The sequence below is a fragment of the Vibrio sp. L5-1 genome (assembly GCF_021728315.1).
Taxonomy (GTDB): domain Bacteria; phylum Pseudomonadota; class Gammaproteobacteria; order Enterobacterales; family Vibrionaceae; genus Vibrio; species Vibrio splendidus_K.
In genome coordinates this window covers 41874-62006 of the sequence record NZ_JAKKCQ010000003.1, presented here as the reverse complement: position 1 = coordinate 62006, position 20133 = coordinate 41874, and the positions used below count along the sequence as shown (strand labels likewise).

The 20133-nt window shown below is 44.6% G+C and carries 18 protein-coding genes; all 18 read right to left on the bottom strand.

The window, feature by feature from the left end; all coding sequences use genetic code 11:
• Positions 1 to 19 precede the first annotated feature (19 nt).
• The 18 genes from glnB to pyrH all read right to left on the bottom strand — a co-directional run bounded on the left by glnB (position 20) and on the right by pyrH (position 20041).
• Positions 20 to 358: a nitrogen regulatory protein P-II gene (glnB, locus tag L3V35_RS12715; RefSeq protein ID WP_004738609.1), complete on the bottom strand. Its 339-nt coding sequence runs from the start codon at positions 356 to 358 to the stop codon at positions 20 to 22.
• Positions 359 to 488: 130 nt separating this feature from the next.
• A complete protein-coding gene (locus tag L3V35_RS12710) occupies positions 489 to 800 on the bottom strand; it encodes a cytochrome c (RefSeq protein WP_029222103.1) in 312 nt (103 codons plus the stop codon).
• Positions 801 to 858: 58 nt separating this feature from the next.
• Positions 859 to 2193 carry a tRNA lysidine(34) synthetase TilS gene (tilS, locus tag L3V35_RS12705; protein WP_237299969.1) on the bottom strand — a complete coding sequence of 445 codons (1335 nt, stop codon included), beginning with the start codon at positions 2191 to 2193 and terminating at the stop codon, positions 859 to 861.
• A gap of 124 nt (positions 2194 to 2317) precedes the next feature.
• Positions 2318 to 3277 (bottom strand): acetyl-CoA carboxylase carboxyl transferase subunit alpha, encoded by a 960-nt coding sequence (gene accA / locus L3V35_RS12700; protein WP_237299967.1) that lies wholly within the window; start codon positions 3275 to 3277, stop codon positions 2318 to 2320.
• A gap of 45 nt (positions 3278 to 3322) precedes the next feature.
• On the bottom strand, positions 3323 to 6802 hold the full coding sequence (gene dnaE / locus L3V35_RS12695; RefSeq protein WP_061022344.1) for a DNA polymerase III subunit alpha: 3480 nt from the start codon (positions 6800 to 6802) through the stop codon (positions 3323 to 3325).
• A gap of 193 nt (positions 6803 to 6995) precedes the next feature.
• Positions 6996 to 7616, bottom strand: coding sequence for a ribonuclease HII (gene rnhB, locus L3V35_RS12690; protein WP_102444482.1), 621 nt, complete (start codon positions 7614 to 7616; stop codon positions 6996 to 6998).
• 33 nt (positions 7617 to 7649) lie between these two features.
• The gene (gene lpxB, locus L3V35_RS12685; protein WP_237299965.1) at positions 7650 to 8846 is read right to left on the bottom strand and encodes a lipid-A-disaccharide synthase; all 1197 of its coding nucleotides are present in this window, start codon (positions 8844 to 8846) and stop codon (positions 7650 to 7652) included.
• 129 nt (positions 8847 to 8975) lie between these two features.
• Entirely contained in the window at positions 8976 to 9764 is a 789-nt protein-coding gene (gene lpxA, locus L3V35_RS12680) for an acyl-ACP--UDP-N-acetylglucosamine O-acyltransferase (RefSeq protein WP_102475234.1), read from the bottom strand.
• Between the two features lies 1 nt (position 9765).
• Complete coding sequence (gene fabZ / locus L3V35_RS12675; protein WP_004734341.1) at positions 9766 to 10218, bottom strand: 3-hydroxyacyl-ACP dehydratase FabZ; 453 nt, start codon at positions 10216 to 10218, stop codon at positions 9766 to 9768.
• Positions 10219 to 10311: 93 nt separating this feature from the next.
• Entirely contained in the window at positions 10312 to 11343 is a 1032-nt protein-coding gene (gene lpxD / locus L3V35_RS12670; protein ID WP_017079409.1) for a UDP-3-O-(3-hydroxymyristoyl)glucosamine N-acyltransferase, read from the bottom strand.
• A 4-nt stretch (positions 11344 to 11347) separates the two neighbouring features.
• Positions 11348 to 11848: an OmpH family outer membrane protein gene (locus tag L3V35_RS12665; RefSeq protein ID WP_004734343.1), complete on the bottom strand. Its 501-nt coding sequence runs from the start codon at positions 11846 to 11848 to the stop codon at positions 11348 to 11350.
• A 27-nt stretch (positions 11849 to 11875) separates the two neighbouring features.
• On the bottom strand, positions 11876 to 14281 hold the full coding sequence (gene bamA / locus L3V35_RS12660) for an outer membrane protein assembly factor BamA (RefSeq protein ID WP_004734344.1): 2406 nt from the start codon (positions 14279 to 14281) through the stop codon (positions 11876 to 11878).
• Between the two features lie 48 nt (positions 14282 to 14329).
• The gene (gene rseP, locus L3V35_RS12655; RefSeq protein WP_171312522.1) at positions 14330 to 15688 is read right to left on the bottom strand and encodes a sigma E protease regulator RseP; all 1359 of its coding nucleotides are present in this window, start codon (positions 15686 to 15688) and stop codon (positions 14330 to 14332) included.
• Positions 15685 to 16893: a 1-deoxy-D-xylulose-5-phosphate reductoisomerase gene (gene ispC, locus L3V35_RS12650; RefSeq protein WP_065205031.1), complete on the bottom strand. Its 1209-nt coding sequence runs from the start codon at positions 16891 to 16893 to the stop codon at positions 15685 to 15687. Before ispC ends, rseP begins: the two co-directional genes overlap by 4 nt.
• A gap of 51 nt (positions 16894 to 16944) precedes the next feature.
• Complete coding sequence (locus L3V35_RS12645; RefSeq protein ID WP_017084153.1) at positions 16945 to 17787, bottom strand: phosphatidate cytidylyltransferase; 843 nt, start codon at positions 17785 to 17787, stop codon at positions 16945 to 16947.
• A gap of 15 nt (positions 17788 to 17802) precedes the next feature.
• Positions 17803 to 18555: an isoprenyl transferase gene (locus L3V35_RS12640; RefSeq protein ID WP_029222668.1), complete on the bottom strand. Its 753-nt coding sequence runs from the start codon at positions 18553 to 18555 to the stop codon at positions 17803 to 17805.
• Between the two features lie 98 nt (positions 18556 to 18653).
• A complete protein-coding gene (gene frr, locus L3V35_RS12635) occupies positions 18654 to 19211 on the bottom strand; it encodes a ribosome recycling factor (protein WP_004734349.1) in 558 nt (185 codons plus the stop codon).
• Between the two features lie 98 nt (positions 19212 to 19309).
• On the bottom strand, positions 19310 to 20041 hold the full coding sequence (gene pyrH, locus L3V35_RS12630) for a UMP kinase (protein WP_017072669.1): 732 nt from the start codon (positions 20039 to 20041) through the stop codon (positions 19310 to 19312).
• Between the last annotated feature and the right edge of the window lie 92 nt (positions 20042 to 20133).

Here is a 20133-nt window from a genome sequence, read left to right as displayed (position 1 = left end):
TTTTAGGGTAATAGTTTTTTTATACGGCGTCTTCGTCTTCTTCGCCAGTACGAATACGTACCACACGTTCAACGTCAGTAATGAAGATCTTACCGTCGCCGATTTTACCAGTTTGAGCCGTTTCGATAATGGTATCAACACACTGGTCAGCCACTTCGTCGGTCACAACGATTTCCAATTTCACTTTAGGTAAAAAGTCGACCATGTACTCTGCGCCGCGATATAGCTCAGTATGACCTTTCTGGCGTCCAAAGCCTTTAACTTCAGATACTGTCATACCCGTAATACCCACTTCTGCAAGTGCTTCACGTACATCATCAAGTTTGAATGGCTTGATAATGGCTTCAATCTTTTTCATGTTCATCCCTTAAACTGTGCGAATAGCTCATTATCGGTTAGCTATAGTAAACATTCAATGAAAAAAGCCAGAGCTTTAAAGCTCTGGCTCGAAATTTATCATCTTGTTTAATCAGCGCTTTGAGAAGGTTTTACTTAAGGCTTGCGTAGTAAGCGGCTAGATTCGCGATATCTTCATCACTCAGCATAGAAGCTTGAGCCTGCATCACAGCGGCCAAGCCACCATTACGCTGTTTTGTTTTGTAAGCGTTGATCGATGAAACGATGTACTGCTCGTTTTGTCCTTTCAGGTTTGGGTAACCTGGGATCATAGCGATACCATCGGCGCCATGACAAGCCGCACAGATTGCTGCTTTAGCTTGGCCCGCAGCAACATCACCCGCCAGAGCGTTACCACTCAATAGTCCAAGTCCGAGAACTAATCCTAGTGTAATTTTCTTCATTGCATATTCCATTAATTATTTTTATTAAAGTGACGGTGAATTGTGACACAAACTTTTTCTACTTGCTCCAAAGCGCTTCACAATCTTGACCTTCGTAGTTTTTATCTACGAATAAGCCTAAAACAGCGATCACTCGATCGCCATCCATTAATATCGGCGTTCTGCGTCTTAACCAACTGGGTACTTGGTATTCTTGAAAGAGCTTCTTGAGCTTTCTACTATGCCCGCGCCCAACAGGATGAGCCGAAAGTCCTTCAGGGTTAAAGATCACTCTTAGTGTTGCACTTGTATCCGACAAACTAAAGCTTTGCACATCACGGTTGTTAGATTCGCCCTCACTCAGTGCTGAATTTAAGCGTAGCTCCCCTAAGCCATCGGGTAGCGTCACACTCTCTCCCATTAAAAGATGGCTTTGCCAGTCGGATAGATCTTTAGTCTCTCTCACCAAATAGAGCTGATTATTAAAGCGCCTAATCTCAACATCATTCAACACCAGCTTAGGATTGGCATCTGCCTGAGCACAAGCCACTTCATCCCAAATAAGTTTTAGCTGCTTTTGGCTTGGCATCGGTTGATTACAATGGCTGACCCACATTCTGATCAAACGTGCTCGTAACAAATCAGAATGCTGAGATAACGCCTCAATGCTTAAGCTCTGGCTATCTTCCAAAGCTTGCTGGAAGTGTGATTCAAGCAACTCATCGAGCAGCAACTCTTGCTCTGCGCAAAGCTGAGCACTGCGACTGACCGCCTCTCGAAAATTGGGCCAGCGCTCAGTCAGCGTTGGCGTTACTTGATGGCGAATAAAATTGCGGTCAAAGCGAACGTCTTGATTACTCTCATCTTCGACCCAAGTTAAACCCATGTCGTGCGCCGACGCTTCAATGTCTGATCGAGTCACTGAAAGTAGCGGTCGAACGATAAACGCTTCGCCAAACGACATCACTTTCGCCATTGAAGAGAGCCCTTTAGGACCACTTCCCCGCTTCAACGCTAACAAGAATGTCTCAAGTTGATCGTCAATGTGCTGACCTGTAACAAGCACATCGCCCTGTCTGGTGTGCTGCTGAAAAGCTTGGTATCGAGCATCTCTAGCCAGCTTTTCAACGCTTTCACCACTGTTGATATCCAAAGAGACTCGCTCTACAGCTAACGAAACTGACAAAGCATCACACCATGTCTGGCACTGCTCTGCCCAGTGATCAGCATTCTGGCTTAAACCGTGGTGAACGTACACCGCGCAGCACTCAATGTCATAAGTTTGTGCGTACTGTGCTGCTAACTCCAATAAGACTCGAGAATCAACACCGCCACTGAAAGCCACGATCAATCGACTAGGCTTGAGTGCGCTTTGATGAAGTACAGATGTGAAGGTTTCGATTAAGTGAGTCATGAGCGAGTGAACCATGAGAGTAGGTTTGAAGGGAGAATATTTTAATAATAAAAAAGGGTTGGCACTGAGTCCAACCCTTTCATCATCTTGTTACTTGAAGCTGCCTCATTTCAAGGCACGCTTATCAGCAGTAACCGTAGCTCATTAGGCGTTGGTAACGACGCTCAAGTAGTGCTTCGTTATCAAACTGCTCTAGCTCTTCTAGCTGTTTAACTAGCATGTCTTTCATGTTCTGAGCCGTTTGTACTGGATCGCGGTGCGCGCCACCTAGAGGCTCAGGAATGATTTCGTCGATAAGCTCAAGATCTTTCAGACGAAGAGCAACTAGACCCATCGCTTCAGCAGCTTGTGGTGCTTTATCTGAATCACGCCATAAGATTGAAGCACAACCTTCTGGAGAGATTACTGAGTACGTAGAGTACTGAAGCATGTTCACGTAGTCACCAACACCAATCGCTAGTGCACCACCAGAACCGCCTTCACCAACAACGTTACAGATAACTGGAACTGAAAGGCCCGCCATTACTTTAAGGTTCTTTGCGATCGCTTCAGATTGACCACGTTCTTCAGCACCAACACCTGGGTAAGCACCCGCTGTGTCGATGAAAGTAATAATTGGCATGTTGAAACGCTCAGCCGTTTCCATTAGGCGAAGTGCCTTACGGTAACCTTCTGGCTTTGGCATACCAAAGTTACGGATCACTTTCTCTTTAGTCTCACGACCTTTCTGGTGACCAATAACCATAACAGGACGACCATTTAGACGAGCCATACCACCCACAATAGCTTTGTCGTCAGCGTAAGCGCGATCGCCCGCCATCTCTTCAAATTCTGTGAAGGCATGCTCCAGGTAATCTTTGGTGTAAGGACGTTGAGGGTGACGAGCAAGTTGAGCTACCTGCCAAGCACCTAAGTCACTAAAGATTTTCTGTTTAAGCTCTAAGCTTTTTTTCTCTAGTTGTTCGATTTCTTTGTCTAGATCTACCGCTGTGTCACCACCGTGACGCGAAACGTCACGTAGCGCTTCGATTTTTGCTTCAAGTTCAGCGATAGGCTTTTCAAATTCTAGAAAGTTCAGGCTCATCTATGAATCCTTGTTGATTCAGCTCCGTATTCACGAAGCTAAATTTTAGTTAAATTCGAGTTCTACTTGGCTATTTCCAAGCAGCTGTTTTAATTCGTCTAGTAATGTATCACTTGGCGTCACACGCCATTCTGTGCCCAATGTTAACCGCGCTCTAGCGTCGGCACGCTGGTAGTATACATTGACTGGGACCGTTCCGGCTCTATAAGGTTCTAAGATTTGACTAAAGCGTTCAAAAAATTGACCGTTAATTTGGGATTGATCGATAGATATCGACACCCCACGAGCATATTTCTCACGGGCGCTTCCTAAGTCCATGACCTCGCGCGCGGACATTTTAAGCCCACCATTGAAATCATCAAAGCTGACCTGTCCAGAAACGACCACTATTTTATCTTTTTCGAGTAATTCAGCGTAGCGATCGAGCGCATCCGAGAACAACATCACTTCCATTCGCCCCGATCGGTCGTCGAGGGTCATCAAACCAATTCGAGTTCCGCGCTTCGTGGTCATTACCCTAGCAGCAATTACCAAACCTGCAATCGTTAAAGACTGGTCACGACGAGTTGGCGTGGCGTCTTTCAAACGACAGCTAGTGTATTTCGCGAGCTCTTTAATGTACGCATTAACCGGGTGACCCGTTAAATACAAACCTAACGTCTCACGCTCACCTTCAAGCCAAACCTTTTCAGGCCACTTCGGTACTTGGGTATACTTGTGTTCCACCTCTTCCGGAGCGTCAGTCAACACGCCAAACATATCCGATTGACCAAACGACTCAGCGTGGTGATGTTGGCTTGCCGCCTTAACCGCATCTTTCAATGAGGCCATCATCGCTGCTCGGTGAGGACCTAATCTATCTAAGGCGCCTGACAGAATCAACTTTTCGATAACACGCTTGTTCACTTTTTTCAAATCGAGTCGTGCACAGAAGTCGAACAAGTCTTTAAAGTAACCGCCCTTATTACGCGCTTCAATAATGGCTTCAATTGGGCCTTCACCCACCCCTTTAATCGCACCGATGCCATAAACAATCGCGCCATCTTCATCGACATTAAAGCGATATAAACCTGAGTTAATATCGGGTGGAAGAAGCTTGAGCTTCATACGGAAACACTCATCGACAAGGCCAATAACCTTTTCGGTGTTATCCATATCTGCGGTCATTACCGCTGCCATAAACTCCGCTGGGTAGTGGGTTTTCAGCCACAGCGTTTGATAAGAAACCAGTGCGTATGCAGCCGAGTGAGATTTGTTGAAGCCGTAGCCCGCAAACTTCTCTACCAAGTCAAAGATCTTCATGGACAGTTCGCCATCAACACCATTGGCTTCGGCACCTTCTTTAAAGGTACCGCGCTGTTTTGCCATCTCTTCAGGCTTTTTCTTACCCATCGCACGACGCAACATATCGGCTCCACCAAGCGTATAACCCGCAAGGATCTGAGCGATTTGCATTACCTGCTCTTGATAAAGGATGATGCCGTAAGTCGGTTCTAGTGTTTCTTTTAACGATTCGTGTTGCCACGTTTCATCAGGGTAAGATACAGCCTCTCGGCCGTGTTTACGGTCGATAAAGTTATCTACCATGCCTGATTGCAGAGGGCCCGGGCGGAACAAAGCTACCAATGCGATGATATCTTCAAAAGAGTCGGGTTGTAGACGCTTGATCAGATCTTTCATACCGCGTGATTCCAGTTGGAATACCGCCGTCGTTTCAGAATTTTGTAATAGGTTAAATGACGCTTGGTCATCTAGAGGGATCGATTCAATACGAACCGGCTCTTTACCCTCTTTCTTCAAGCGTGGGTTTACGAGGCCTAACGCCCAATCGATGATAGTCAGGGTACGTAGACCCAAGAAGTCGAATTTAACCAAACCGGCGGTTTCAACGTCATTCTTATCGAATTGCGTTACCGGGAAGTTGCCTTCCGCATCGGCATAAATAGGTGCAAAGTCGGTAATCGTGGTGGGTGAGATAACAACACCACCCGCGTGCTTACCGGCATTTCGCGTACACCCCTCAAGAATACGACACTTATCAATCAGTTCGCGTACTTCTTCATCACCGTCGTAGAGTTCTGGCAATGCTGGCTCAGCAAGGAAGGCCTTCTCTAGCGTCATGCCCGGATCTGGCGGAACCAGCTTAGAAATACGGTCAACGAAACCAAACGGGTGGCCCAATACACGGCCAACGTCACGAATTACCGCTTTTGCCGCCATAGTACCAAAGGTGATGATCTGAGAAACGGCATCACGACCGTACATCTCGGCTACGTGATCAATAACTTGGTCGCGTTTATCCATGCAGAAGTCGATATCGAAATCGGGCATAGATACACGTTCTGGGTTCAAGAAACGTTCAAACAGCAAGTCATATTCAAGTGGATCAAGATCTGTGATATCCAATGCGTAAGCCACCAAAGAACCGGCACCAGAACCACGACCCGGACCTACTGGTACGTCGTTATCTTTTGACCACTGGATGAACTCCATTACGATCAAGAAGTAACCCGGGAACCCCATGTTGTTGACAACTTCAAGTTCAATCTTGAGTCGCTCATCGTATTCAGGTCTGCGTTCAGCTCGAATTTTCTCATCAGGGAATAGAAACGCTAAACGACGCTCAAGGCCTTCTTCTGATTTTTTAATCAAGAAGTCTTCAATCGCCAAACCTTCCGTTGGGAAGTTAGGTAAGAAGTATTCGCCCAGTCGAACAGTTACGTTACAACGCTTAGCAATCTCGACACTGTTTTCCAGTGCTTCAGGGATGTCTGAGAACAACTCACACATCTCTTCTTCACTACGCAAGTATTGTTGTGAGCTGTAGTTTTTCGGTCGACGTGGATCAACCATTGTAAAACCGTCGTGAATCGCCACACGAATTTCATGGGCGTCAAACAAGTCTTCAGAGATGAAAACCACTTCGTTGGTCGCGACAACAGGCAGGTCTTCTTGTTCAGCAAGCTCTAGTGCAAAGTGCAGATAAGACTCTTCGTCCGGGCGCCCAGTACGAATTAGCTCCAGATAAAAACGGTCTGCGAAATGTGTTTTGTAAAACTCAACGCTGCTTGCAACCAACTCTCGATTGCCTTTCAGCAGCGCCTTACCAATCTCACCCTCTTTTGCTCCCGATAGAAGAATCAGGCCTTCGGCATGTTCAATCAGCCACTCTTTATCAATAACTGGCTGATGTTGAACATGACCACGAAGGTAAGCTTTTGAAATCAATAATGTTAGGTTGTTATAACCTTTATTATTCGTTGCAATAACAGTGAGTTTGGTTAATTCATCGCCAAAATCCGGAGACTGCATCAAGAAGTCAGCACCAATAATTGGCTTAACCCCACACCCATGTGCAGTACCGTAAAATTTCACCAAGCCACATAGGTTAGTAAAGTCGGTCAATGCTAGAGCGGGCATACCCATTTCAGCGACTTTTTTAACTAATGGTGGCACCTTAGAGAGGCCATCCACCATCGAAAAATCACTGTGTACGCGTAGGTGAACAAATTTTGGATCTGACATTATTTTTCCTGAGTTCTAGGTTTAGGCCTAGGATTACAACTGTGTGTATTCTATTTTTTTCTACCGCAAATAAGCAACTTTATTCGATGCCTTGCTCCGGTCAACATGAGTCTAAGCAAGATAAAGCTCTAATCAGTATAAAGCTCTAACCAATACTAAGCCCTAATCAATATACAGCCTTAGCCGACGAGTTTTAATCGAGACCTAAAATGCGCTTTACTGGCTTAAAGCTTTTGCGGTAATGCTCGGTTACACCATGTTTTTCAATCGCTTCGAAATGCGCTTTGGTCGGATAACCTTTATGTTTAGCAAAACCAAACTCTGGATGAAGTTTATCAAGTTCTTCCATCTCTTGGTCACGAACGACTTTAGCGATGATAGATGCCGCACTGATTTCAGCAACTCGCAAGTCCCCTTTTACAATCGCAAGACCATCCATCGGCAGTTCAGGAACGCGGTTTCCATCGATTAGTGCCATATCAGGTTGAACGCTTAGCCCTGCGATCGCTCGCTGCATAGCAATCATGGTCGCTTGCAGAATATTCCACTCATCAATTTCTTGCGGGGAACAACGGCCAACAGACCAAGCCAAGGCTTTCTCTTTGATTTCAGGAAACAGAGCTAGACGCTTCTTCTCAGACAGTTTCTTTGAGTCGTTCAAACCTTCGATTGGATTATTAGGATCGAGGATAACCGCAGCAGTAACAACATCGCCAACTAACGGCCCGCGCCCTACTTCATCAACACCAGCAAATAACTGGTAGCCTTGAGGATACTCAAAAGGAGGAAGCTCTTTTTTCTCTTTTACTGCCATAATTCTTCTCTTAATGTTCTGTAAACAAGCACTTTATGACTCAACACATGGTCGATCTATCAATTTCAATACCGCATTAGCGGCTTGTTTATCCGCGTCTTTACTAATCCAATGATGCATATCGGTAAAGCGTTCGATTAATGCGCTGTTATCAGCGGATAGCATCTTATCGACAGACGGAAACAAGAAGTCTGGGTGACACTCTTCAAGAATATGCTCTTTCACAATCTCTTCGCCAGCCAAAATGTTCGGCAACGATACGAATTCAGTAATCGATAATTTCTTAACAATATAACCCGTCAGTTTATTTACTTTGTAGCCAACGACCATCGGGCGTTTCAGCAACATGCATTCGAGAGCAACAGTACCCGAAGCTAACAGAACAGAATCAGCAGCGGTAATCACGTTGGTGGCGGTATCTTCTACCAACGTAAATTCAAGTTCAGGTGCCGTCGATTGCCAAATTTCAGTGAACTGCTTTTTACGCTGCTCATTAACGAGCGCAACAACAAAATTGATATCAGGGTATTTCTGCTTAATGCGCTGGCACGTTTCGATAAATGGCTGAGCAATCAAACTCATCTCACCACCGCGACTACCCGGTAATACGGCTAACCAAGGCTTATCTTGATCTAAACCTAAAAGCTCGCGAGCCTCTTTCTTATTCGGTTCTAGTGGAATGGTGTCTGCCAATGTATGGCCAACAAATTCACAAGCAACGTTATATTTATCGTAGAACGCCTTTTCGAACGGCAAGAAAGCCAGTACCAAGTCGGTTGCTTTGTCGATTTTAAAGATACGCTTTGGACGCCATGCCCATACTGAAGGGCTGACATAATGAACGGTCTTAATACCCGCGTTCTTAAGATCCAATTCAAGTCTTAGGTTGAAGTCTGGCGCATCGATACCAACGAAGACATCTGGCGGGTTTTGAGTGAAATACTTAACCAGTTCCGCTTTCACTTTTAACAAACGAGGTAAACGACCAAGCACTTCTACAAGCCCCATCACGGCAAGCTCTTCCATTTCGAAAAGAGACTCACAACCCAACGCCTTCATTTTTGGTCCGCCAATACCCACGAATTCAGCATTCGGATATTGTAATTTGACCGCTTTAATAAAACCCTCGCCAAGCGTGTCACCCGAGAGTTCTCCAACGACGATACCTACGCGTAGAGGTTCATTCGAAACGAAGTCCGAGCTATTGGTTGCTGCTTCTTGCTGTGCCATAGTTTTCCAATTCCCTTCTTGCCTAAAACAAAAAAGACCGCCCAATGAGTAGCGATCTTTTTGTTATACCAATCTGATTAAGTCATTATTGTCGTACTTGCGCTGATTGGTAAACAATCATATCAAGTATTAACGAATAATACCGCGCTCAGAGTTCTCTAGCATTTCTAGCATAGGAGTAACCGAAGTAAACTCTTTCGCCATTTCAACTAAAGCCGCTTTCGCTTCTTCAAGTGTTTTACCTGAACGGTATAACTCTTTGTACGCTTTCTGTAGTGCACGAATTTCTGGTTTCTCAAATCCGTTACGCTTCAAGCCCACTAGGTTAAGGCCAAATGGAGCCGCATGGTTACCCTGTGCAAGCACGTACGGCAGTACATCTTGAACAACAGCAGAACAGCCGCCAATGTAGGCGTAAGCACCTATTGAACAGAACGGGTGAATCGCAGATAGCGCCATTACACCAGCGTAGTCACCCACTGTGACGTGACCGCCAAGAATAGCGTTGTTACCAATGTGAGTATGGTTACCAACAATAACATCGTGTGCTACGTGAGCATTAACACAAAGTAAGTTGTCATCCCCGATCACTGTGGTTGCTTTGTCTTGAGTTGTACCACGGTGGATCTGAACTGCTTCACGAATCACGTTGCGATCACCGATCACAACAGTCGTGTCTTCACCGCCGTATTTTTTATCTTGATTTTCTTCTCCAATCACTGCGTGTGGGAAGATGCGGTTTTCTTTACCAATGGTTGTGTGACCTTTGATCACAACATGCGACATCACTTCAGTGTCGTCACCAATTGTCACGTTACCAGCAATGTAAGTGAAAGGCCCAACCGTCACGTTAGCACCGATAGTTACATCACCTTCGATTACTGCTGCCGGGTGAATTTTCGCTGTTTCATGAATCATATTAAAACTCTCTACGAGCACATTTAAGTTCAGCTGAACATACAACTACGCCGTCAACCTTAGCAACGCCGTTAAACGATGCAATACCACGACGCTCTTTTAAGAATTCAACTTCGATAATCAGTTGGTCACCTGGCACTACTGGCTTGCGGAATTTAGCTTTATCTACACTTGCAAAGTAGTAAAGCTCGTTACCAGAAGGGGCACCAAATGATTTAAATGCTAGAAGACCAGTTGCTTGCGCCATTGCTTCTAAGATCAACACGCCTGGGAATACAGGAAGTTGAGGGAAGTGGCCAGTGAACTGAGGTTCGTTAACAGAGACATTCTTAATCGCAGTCAGTGTTTTTTCTTTTTCAAAGCTAGTCACACGATCAACCATTAAGAATGGGTAGCGATGAGGTAATAGTTCCTGAATTTCAGTAATGTTCATCGTTGTCTGTTCAGTAGTCAAAGTCGTATTCCTATGTATATTCTTTATTTAATTAGAAGGATTATAAACGAAAAAGACTCGCTGTACGCGAGCCTTTTATTAGAAATGCTGGAATTATGATTCCGCGCTCTTCTCGATAAGTTTTTCAACGGTTTTCAAACGCTTGTTCATTTCATCAATACGATGTACACGCGTTGCTGTTTTACGCCAATCTTTGTTTGGCTGTAAAGGAATACCCGAAGAGTACATGCCTTTCTCAGTGATACTGCGCATTACCATCCCCATACCGGTGATTGTAACGCCGCCAACGATTTCAATATGACCATTAATCACACAACCGCCACCAATAATACAGTACTTACCTATAGTCGTGCTGCCTGCGATAATAGTACCACCTGCAATAGCAGAACCATATCCGATGTGAACATTGTGAGCAATTTGAAGCTGGTTATCTAAGATAACGTTATCTTCAATGATTGTGTCATCTAATGCGCCACGGTCGATGGTTGTACACGCGCCAATTTCTACACGGTTACCAATGCGAACTGAACCGACTTGTGGAATCTTAACCCACTCACCTTTCTCGTTCGCATAACCAAAGCCATCAGAGCCAATGACAGTGCTTGATTGAATCAAACACGCGTCACCAATCACGACTTCATGGTAAACACTTACGTTAGCCCATAGCTTAGTGCCTGTGCCAATATTTGCATTTTTACCAATAAAACAACCAGCTCCGATGATCACATCATCACCAAGCACCACACCAGACTCAATCACAGCGTTCGCACCGATAGACACATTTTGTCCAATGGTTGCATCGCTTGAAATTGAAGCAGAATCAGCGATAGCCGCTGCGGGTGCAGGAGTAGTATCAAGCGCTTGAGCAACTTTAGCAAAAGCAACGTAAGGGTCACTGACCACAATCACGTTGGTCTTACACAGTTCGCGCTCACTCTCTTTAACCATAATAGCGGATGCTTTACAGTCACCAAGGTGCTTGCTGTACTTCACGTTCGAAAGGAACGTAATGTTTCCTTCTTGCGCTTTATCCATAGGAGCAACTGCTGAAACGGTAACCGTACCGTCTCCGTGTAGCTCTCCCCCGGTAATCGTTGCCAATTCGGCTAAAGTCAGGTTCTTCATAAACTTATTTCAGTGATTTAATTACTTGCTCAGAGATGTTGTATTCCGGCTTGCCGTACTGCAGAGCTTGAATATCAACAATCATGTCGTAGCCTTCTTTCTCTGCAACTTTAGTTACAGCATCTTGAATCACTTTGAATAGCTTCTGCTTCTCTTGTGCTTCACGACGTTGGCTTGCTTTTTCTAGAGCTTGAGCTTTGATTTTGTACTTACTATCTAGTTGACCGACTTCGATACGAAGCTTCTCAACTTCGTCAGGACCTAGTAGTTCACCATCACGCTTAAGCTTTTCAATCTTAGTTTTTGCTTCTGCTTGAATGCTCTGCAGCTCAGCTGCTTTATCTTTGAACTCTTCCTGCATTTTTTGAAGAACAACTTCGCGTTGAGGTAGAGCCTGGAATACTTGTGCAGTGTTTACATAACCCACTTTTTGCGCAGCTTCAGCAGCTGTTGCAAAGAAAGAAGAGCTAAGAACTACAAGGCCTAAACCTGCTGCTTTAATCATATTTTTCAAAATATTGTCCTTTAAATATTAGAAAGTTCTACCAATGGTAAATGTGAAGAATTCCTCATCATCACCTTCGTAAATTTTAACGGGTTTCGCTAGAGAGAAAACCAATGGGCCCATCGGCGACATCCATTGAAGGGCTGCACCATAAGATGAACGGTAATTTGTTGGATCAGAGTAATCGTAGTAATACTGGCTGCCACTGTTAGGTGCACCACGGTCTACGAACTCGGTATCCCATACACTTGCCATGTCGAAGAAGACACTGGTTCGAATCTGGCTACGTGCTTCGTCAGAAGCAAACGGCGTAGGTACAATTAACTCTAAACTTGCCAAGGCAACCGCATTACCACCAACCGAATCATCGGTTGCAGAGCTGTACGTAGGGTTGTTACCCGTACTGCTCCCGTAAACGGCTTTTGGACCCGCTGAGTTAGAGCCAAAGCCACGCAACGTTGTAAAGCCACCTGCGTAGTAGTTCTCGTAGAATGGGAACAAGTTATCATTACCATCCGTTTGACCGTAACCATTACCATAGCCTAATCGGCCACGCATCAAAAGTGTGAACTCATGCTTTTTGGTCAGCGGGATGTAATGTTTTACATCGTACTGAGCTTTGAAGTACTTAGCGTCAGAGCCTGGTACAGTCATTTTGGCGAAAGCACGTTGGTGGTTACCCTCGGTTGGGAAGAAACCACGGTTAAGGTTGTTACGAGTCCAAGAGATATTGATATCGAAGTCATCGGTTAAGATGTTTTCGTCACCATATTGGTCAATACTTCTCGCGAACTGTTCCACTTGGATATAAGTCGGAACGTTACCGATCTTGTTGTGCGTATAGCCAACACCAAATTCGATACGGTTCAGTTCATCCATAGGGAAGCCCCATGTCAGGCTGGTGCCGTAACTTTGGTTGGTATAGTCGACAATACCCGCTTCAGAGGCTTCGAATTCGTTATAGAAGATCTTACCGCCTAAGCTCACACCATCAAGGTTCCAGTATGGGTCTCGGTAGTCTAAGCTCACGTTCTTTTGGTAATCGTTCATCATGGCACTTACGCCAACACGGTTACCTGAACCCGCAAAGTTATCTTGTTGCAAACCGACTTGGAAGCTGACACCTGATTCGGTACCGTAACCAACACCAAAGTTGATGCTGCCTGAGTTCGCTTCCTTAACGTTGTAAACCAAGTCAACTTGGTCTTCACTGCCAGGAACACGCACTGTTTGTACATCAACCGTTTCAAAGAAACCTAAACGGTTAAGGCGGCTCTTACCGGTGTCAATTGACTTAGAGTTAAGCCAGCTGCCTTCCATTTGACGCATTTCACGACGTAGTACTTCATCTTTGGTCGAGTTATTACCCGTAAATCGAATATCACGAACGTAGATACGGCTGCCCGCTTCTACATTAATAACCAATGACACTTCTTTGGTCTCATCGTCAAATTCAGGAATAGTACGTACTTGTGGGTACGCATAACCAGACTCACCAAGAATACGCTTTACGCCCTCTTCTAGTGATGTCACAGAAGAGCCGTTGTACGTATCGCCGTCTTCAAATGGTACTAATGCTTCAAAATCAGCCTCACGACCAATCAGCTCACCGCGAAACGCGACATCTTTAACGGTGTAGGCTTCGCCTTCATCAATACCAAGCGTGATGTAAACGCCTTTCTTATCTGGAGAGATCGCTACTTGTGTAGAATCCACCTTAAATTTAAGGTAACCACGGTCAAGGTAGTACGATTTCAACGCTTCGATATCACCCGCTAATACTTGCTTCTGGTATTTTTCATCCGCAAGGAAATTCCACCATGCAACATCAACATTCAGGTTGAAACGGCTCAGTAGCTCAGCATCAGAGAAGACTTCATTACCAATAAAGTTGATTTGCTGAATCTTAGCGGATACGCCTTCAGTAAATACAAACTTAAGGTCAGAACGGTTACGAGGCAAAGGTGTCACAACCGCTTTTACTGTCGCGTTGTATTTACCAACACTGTAGTAAAAATCTTCAAGGCCTTTCTCGATGTTACTCAGCGTTGTGCGGTCAAGCGCTTCACCTTCACGAACACCAGATGCATCTAGGTTCTGTTGAAGTTGCTCTTCTTTGATCGCTTTGTTCCCTGAAAATGAAATGCTTGCGATGGTCGGTCGTTCTTTTACTTGAACAACTAAAACACCTTCATCGCGAAGGACCTTAACATCCTCAAAGTTACCTGAAGCATACAGTGCACGAATGATCTCAGATACATCGCCTTCATCCACTTCATCGCCAATACGCACTGGCATTTTCAGTAGAGCTGCACCAAGTGCAACACGCTGTAAACCTTCGATCTTGATATCTTGAACTACAAAGTTTTGTGCTCCGTTCGCTGCCACACTAGTGGCCAATAGACTTGCGAACAGAATTTGCTTAATCGCCATATTTATTCTAATTATTCCTTGCTACTACCAATGCCTGTGAGAAACCATTCACAGACGAGTAAAATCATTAAATATTGCCAGAGCCATCAAAGAGAAGAGGATTGCACCTCCCACTCTGTATCCCATTTCCTGAATTTTTTCAGGGACAGGTTTACGAGTAATGGCCTCAATAGCGAAAAAGAGCAAATGTCCGCCATCAAGCATAGGCAGCGGAACCAAATTAATAATACCCAAATTGACACTAATCAGAGCCAAAAAGCCTAAGAAGTAAACCAAACCGTAATCGGCGGTTGTACCTGCGCCTTTAGCAATTGAAATCGGGCCACTCAAGTTGTTTAAGCCGACATCGCCAACGATGAGCTTCTTGAGCATTGTCAGCGTCAAACCAATGATTTGACCTGTTTTATCAAATGCTTTTCCTACAGACTCAATTACACCAAATTGTAACTCAAAGCGATAATCTTCTGGCCATTCTGCGACTTCTGGAGCAATACCCGCATAGCCGATTATTGAACCATCAGAAAGCTCTCGACTTTTTGGCGTCATAGACAACGACTGTTCAAAACCATTACGCAGTACAATAAGGTTCATGGATTTCATCGGGTTCGAGCGAATCAACTCAACAACCGACTGCCACTGTTCAATTGGCTGCCCATTAATTTCAACAATTTTGTCACCAGCTTCTAGCCCCGCAGAGTCTGCAGCACCATCATCAATAACTTGAGCAAGCACTGTTGATATCTCTGGAGAGTACGGTCTAAAACCAAGCGTTGTCATTGCAGACTCAGTTTCTGGGTCGAAAGACCAGTCTGAAATATCCAATGTCATCTGTTGCTCAAAGCCAATATCGTCTTGAGAAGAAACCGTTACTGTCATGGATTGGTCACCAATATGAGATATCAAACCCATATTGACTGATTCCCAATCTGCGGTTTTGATTCCTGAAATAGATTTAAGTTCCATTCCAGTTTCAATTCCGGCTTGTGCAACAATAGATTGCGGGGTGACCTCACCGATCACCGGTTTAACCGCAGGCACGCCAATCAAAAATACCAGCCAATACGCAAACACAGCAAAGATAAAGTTAAATGCTGGGCCTGCACCGACTATGGCCGTGCGTTTCCACAATGGCTTCTTGTCAAAAGCGTATTGCTGCTCTTCTTCAGAAAGGTCGTCAACACGCCCATCGAGCATCTTAACGTAGCCGCCCAGCGGAATCACTGACAAGCTGTATTCAGTACCATCACGGCCGATCTTGCTCCAGATTGATTTACCAAAACCAATCGAGAATTTTTCTACTTTCACACCACAACGACGAGCAACCCAGAAGTGTCCAAACTCATGAACAGCAACCAGAATACCAAGCGCTACAATAAAAGATGCGAAGTTCCACAGAATTCCACTCATGCTAGCTGCTCTTTAATAAATTGAATGGCTATTTGACGAGACATATTATCTAGCTCAAGAAGGCTTTCCAAGCTATCTAAGCCCTCAGAGCTATATTGTTCACATACTTTGCTCATAACATGCTCGTTAATGACAGCAATATCGGTAAACTTAACCCGATTGTTCAAAAAGGCATCGACTGCAATTTCATTGGCAGCATTAATTGCTGTTGTTGCATGCTGCCCTAGGTAACACGCTTCAATTGCTAATCTTAAACATGGGTAACGGCTAAAATCGGGTTCTAGAAAAGTAAGCTCGCCCACTTTGGTGAAATCCAGAGGCTTAACGCCAGCTTCTGTACGCTCAGGATAAGACATCGTCAAAGCGATTGGCGTCGCCATATCGGGTTCACCCATTTGAGCAAGTACCGAGCCATCCTTGTACTGGACCATTGAATGAATCACAGACTGAGGATGAATAATGACTTTTAATTGTTCTTGAGAAGCATTAAATAGCCACTTAGCTTCAATGTACTCAAGACCTTTATTCATCATGGTCGCAGAGTCAACAGAGATCTTAGGGCCCATAGACCAGTTAGGGTGTGCAATAGCGCGAGCCGGTGTTACCGATTCTAACTCAGCAACATCCGTATAGCGGAAAGGACCACCAGAACCCGTCAAGAGAATATGGTTGATACCGTTCTCTTCCAGATTACAACGACCTAGATGGGTTTGTACATTTTGCGGTAGACATTGGAAGATAGCATTATGCTCACTGTCTACAGGAAGTAGTTCAGCACCGTACTTTTCCACGGCGTCTATAAACAACTGCCCTGACATCACTAAAGCTTCTTTATTAGCAAGCAAAATACGCTTACCAGCCTTAACCGATGCCATCGTAGGAAGCAAGCCTGCTGCTCCCACAATCGCAGCCATTACCGTGTCCACTTCCTCTAGAGAAGCAACCTGACACATGCCTTCTGGGCCTGAAAGTACTGTAACGTTAGGATAATTAGCGGACAGCATTTCAGTCAGCTGAGATGCTGCATCTGGGCAAGCCATAGCAATATAGCTTGGTTGCCACTTTTCAACTAACGCCAACATCTTTTCGACATTCGACCCGGCAGCCAGTGCCACGACCGAATAGAGATCTGGGTTTTGTTCAACGACTTTTAGTGTACTTGCACCAATTGAGCCGGTAGCGCCAAGGATAGTTAGATTTCGCATCACATATGACCGTAGAAATGAAATAAAGGGCAGAATCACTGCCCTTTATTATTAGAATGCTAAATAAAGCAGAGCAAAGACAGGGAATGCAGCCGTTAAGCTATCTATTCTATCAAGTATACCACCATGACCAGGAATCAGATTACTGCTGTCTTTCACCCCGGAAACACGCTTAAACATGCTTTCAACAAGGTCACCAAGAACAGAGATAACGACAGTCACAAGGGTAATTACAATCATGTGAAGAGGACTTGTGAATTGGATATCAAACAAGTCAGCAAAAATCCAAGCTATGATCACCGCTGTAATAATACCACCAATAAGACCTTCAATCGTCTTATTAGGGCTTACCGCCGGTGCCATTTTACGCTTACCAAAACTCTTTCCTGAAAAATAAGCACCGCTGTCAGCAGCCCAAACGAGCAAACAAACAAACATCACCAATTTTGCGCCGTGGTAAGGATCAACATCGATACCGTTAGCGCGCAGAATAACCACACTCCAGAAAAATGGCAGCAGAGTCAGCACGCCAAATGCGTGACGAAGGAGAGAAGAATCTTTCCATGCGGGCATAGACTTAGGATAAGTCACTGCCATGCCACTCGCTATTACCCACCAAATAGAGCCAATCGTTAGAATGGTGTAGTGAGCGCTAGATAAATGATTAAGGCTAAATGCATCAAAAGGGATAAAAGCAAAACTTGCAGCACTGACTACAACCGTTGGAATCAGCGCTAAATAACGCGATTTGCTTTCGACAAACTGAGTCCACTCCCAAAAGCCCAATAGCGAGATTACTGCTAGTGAAAGAATAAACGTGGGAAGTGATAACTCGAAAATACCTAGAATAACTAGGGGAGCTAAAATCAACGCCGTAATAATTCGTTGTTTCAAACCAAAAAATCCTTATTAACTGTCCATCAGAGCTTTAATTTGCTCACCAGTGCATCCAAAACGACGCTCGCGGTTTACAAACCAAGTCACAGCTTCTACTAAGCTGTCTTCATTAAAGTCTGGCCAGAATTGTTCAGTGAAATACATTTCGGCGTAAGCCAATTGCCAAAGCATAAAGTTACTAATGCGGCACTCGCCACTGGTGCGGATAAGTAGGTCAACTTCAGGAATATCTGCCATAGTCAGGTGCTGTGTAATCATAGCTTCATCAATGTCATCTACATTAATATCGCCAGACTTTACCTGTTGAGCAATTGAGGTCATTGCCTGCTGGATATCCCACTTGCCGCCATAGTTAGCAGCAATATTAATAACCATACCCGTATTGGTGCTAGTCAAAGCTTCTGCTTCTTCTATCTTCTTTTGTAGTCGATCATTGAAACGACTTTTATCACCAATAACACGCAATTGTAGATTATTTTTATGAAGTTTTTTCACTTCACTCGACAGCACTGAAATAAACAGTTCCATCAAGATACCGACTTCTTCTTCAGGACGACGCCAGTTCTCGCTACTAAACGCAAAAAGTGTAACGGCCTTAATGCCAAGTCTGGCAGATGAAGAGATGGTTTTACGAACGGCTTGAACACCGTTTTTATGACCAAAGACGCGAGGCTTGCCCTGAGCTTTTGCCCAGCGGCCATTACCATCCATAATGATAGCAATGTGTTTAGGAAGAGAGTCTGTGAACGCTTGAGAATTATGCATAAAAGAGTGAATCAAATTCTAATAGTCGAACAGAGTAGCATAAAAAAACGCTGAACCGTGAGTACAGCGTTTTTCCGGAAAGAAAAGAATATGGAAAATTAAACTTCCATCAACTCTTTTTCTTTAGTTGCTAGAACTTCATCTACGTTCTTAACCGCAATGTCAGTTAGCTTTTGAATTTCGTCTTGTGCTCTACGATCTTCATCTTCAGAGATTTCTTTGTCTTTCAGAAGTGCTTTTAGATCGCCATTCGCGTCACGACGGATATTACGGATAGCAACACGGCCACCTTCAGCTTCACCACGAACGATTTTAACGAGGTCTTTACGACGCTCTTCCGTTAACGCTGGAAGTGGTACACGAATAACCGTGCCAGCAGACATAGGGTTTAGGCCTAGGTCAGATGTCAGGATTGCTTTTTCAACTAAAGGAGTCAGTGTTTTATCAAACACTGTAATTGCTAGTGTACGTGCATCTTCTGCAATAACGTTAGCAACTTGAGCCAAAGGCGTTGGTGCACCGTAATACTCTACAGTAAGACCAGACAGTAGGCTTGGGTGAGCACGGCCTGTACGAATCTTTTGCAGGCTATTTTTAAGTGCATCTACACTTTTATCCATACGCTCTTGAGCGTCTTTTTTGATTTCGTTAATCACAATTTCACCTTGATTATGTTCTTTCTTCAAGAAAGCTTTTTATTTGGAGTGATAAGGATAAGCTTACCAAAGCATAACACCTCAGTAAGCCCGAAAAATTAGTCAGCGTCGCTGATTAATGTACCTTCAGTTTCACCCATAACCACGCGACGTAATGCGCCTGGTTTATTCATGTTAAATACACGGATTGGCATTTTGTGATCACGTGCTAGCGTAAATGCAGCCAAATCCATCACTTTAAGTTCTTTTTCAAGAATAGTGTTGTAAGACAACGTATCATACAGCTCTGCGTCTGGGTTTGCTACTGGGTCAGCAGTAAATACGCCATCTACCTTTGTCGCTTTTAGAACTACGTCAGCTTCAATTTCGATACCACGTAGACACGCAGCAGAATCTGTAGTGAAGAATGGGTTACCAGTACCCGCTGAGAAGATCACAACACGACCTTGACGTAGTTGGCTGATTGCATCTGCCCAGTTGTAGTCGTCACACACACCTTTAAGAGGGATAGCTGACATTACACGTGCATTTACGTAAGCACGGTGCAGAGCGTCACGCATTGCAAGGCCGTTCATTACCGTTGCTAGCATACCCATGTGGTCACCAACAACGCGGTTCATACCTGCTTCAGCAAGGCCTGCACCACGGAAAAGGTTACCGCCACCGATAACAACGCCTACTTGAACACCTAGTTCAACCAATTCTTTTACTTCTTGAGCCATACGATCAAGGACCGTCGCGTCAATACCAAAACCTTCTTCGCCTTGTAGTGCTTCGCCGCTAAGTTTTAACAGAATACGTTGATACGCCGGTTTAGGGTTCGTAGTCATGGAGTTTACCTTCCAAAGAGTTGATGATTAACAGTCATGGATAAAAACTGAAGAGCTCAGTTTGCATTCATAACAGCTAACAGCCAAAAAAT